The sequence below is a fragment of the Pectobacterium brasiliense genome, from assembly GCF_013449685.1.
Lineage (GTDB): Bacteria > Pseudomonadota > Gammaproteobacteria > Enterobacterales > Enterobacteriaceae > Pectobacterium > Pectobacterium brasiliense_A.
Map to the genome: position 1 here is coordinate 1 of NZ_JACDSF010000141.1, position 995 is coordinate 995.

A 995-nucleotide genomic window follows, 5' to 3' on the forward strand; every position below is an offset into this window, starting at 1 on the left:
TTCAACCAATTAGAGTCATTACCAAAATTTCCCGTGTTTGCACGGGGTCGGTGTCCATATAAATTATTTAGCGCCTGATGGTTTGAGCTAATCGCCATAGTGGTGTTCCCACTATGTGTATTGGTTCCCTGTCACACAGGCAGAATAGCGGTTCTGATAGCTCATGGCTAACAAGGCTATTTTCGAGAGGGCATAAATATTTTTATGAGATAGTTATGCCCTCGAATGCTGGATAAAAAATAGGACTCGCTATCACCGCACCACACACATCGGCTGTCCTGAGACGGGTTCGGCGTGGATCTCCGCATCAATGCTGAATACCTGCTGTAGCAATGTCGGTTTCATTACCTCGTGCGGTGAGCCCTGCGCCATCACGCGTCCACCTGCCAGCATCACCAGATGATCGCAGTAGCGGCTGGCCTGATTCAGATCGTGCAGGACGGTCACGACCGTTTTGCCCGCCTGATTCAGTTCACGCAGCAGCTTCATTAACTCGACCTGATGATTAATATCGAGATAGGTTGTTGGTTCATCGAGCAGAACGACGGGCGTATCCTGCGCCAGCAGCATCGCCAGAAACGCCTGCTGACGCTGTCCACCGGACAAATCGGTTAACCGTTTGTCGGCGAGGTCGACGATGTGCGTTTTCTCCATTGCGAGCTGCACGCACTGGCGATCGTCCTGCGATAACCGTCCCCACAGTGACAGCCGGGCTCCTGACGCCATCGCTTCCCGCACGTAACCGATAAGTGCCTGCCGCGCTGTTCCGGGCGTCAGTCGTCCTCGTCGGTTTCCCCGTAAAAATCCCGCAACTGCTTTCGCAGCACCAGTATCGCCGCCGCCTCCGCCAGCGCCTTTTCCTTACGAACCCGTTCGCGTTTTAGTTGCTTAACTTCTTTCTGGCTTTGTTTGAGCGCCGCTTTGTCATGGGGCGAAGGCACCTGCAAAAAGCCTTGTTTCCACTGACTAGTCTGTGTCCCGTAACTGTTTTTTGT

At 53.1% G+C, this 995-nt stretch carries 1 protein-coding gene and 1 pseudogene; both read right to left on the reverse strand.

The annotated features are described in order from the left end of the window. Positions 1-252 precede the first annotated feature (252 nt). Positions 253-768, reverse strand: a pseudogene (locus H0248_RS21705) (ATP-binding cassette domain-containing protein); the annotation flags it as partial. Positions 769-773: 5 nt separating this feature from the next. Continuing rightward, on the reverse strand, positions 774-995 hold a 222-nt coding region (locus H0248_RS21710; protein ID WP_180787452.1), incomplete at its 5' end, for a hypothetical protein.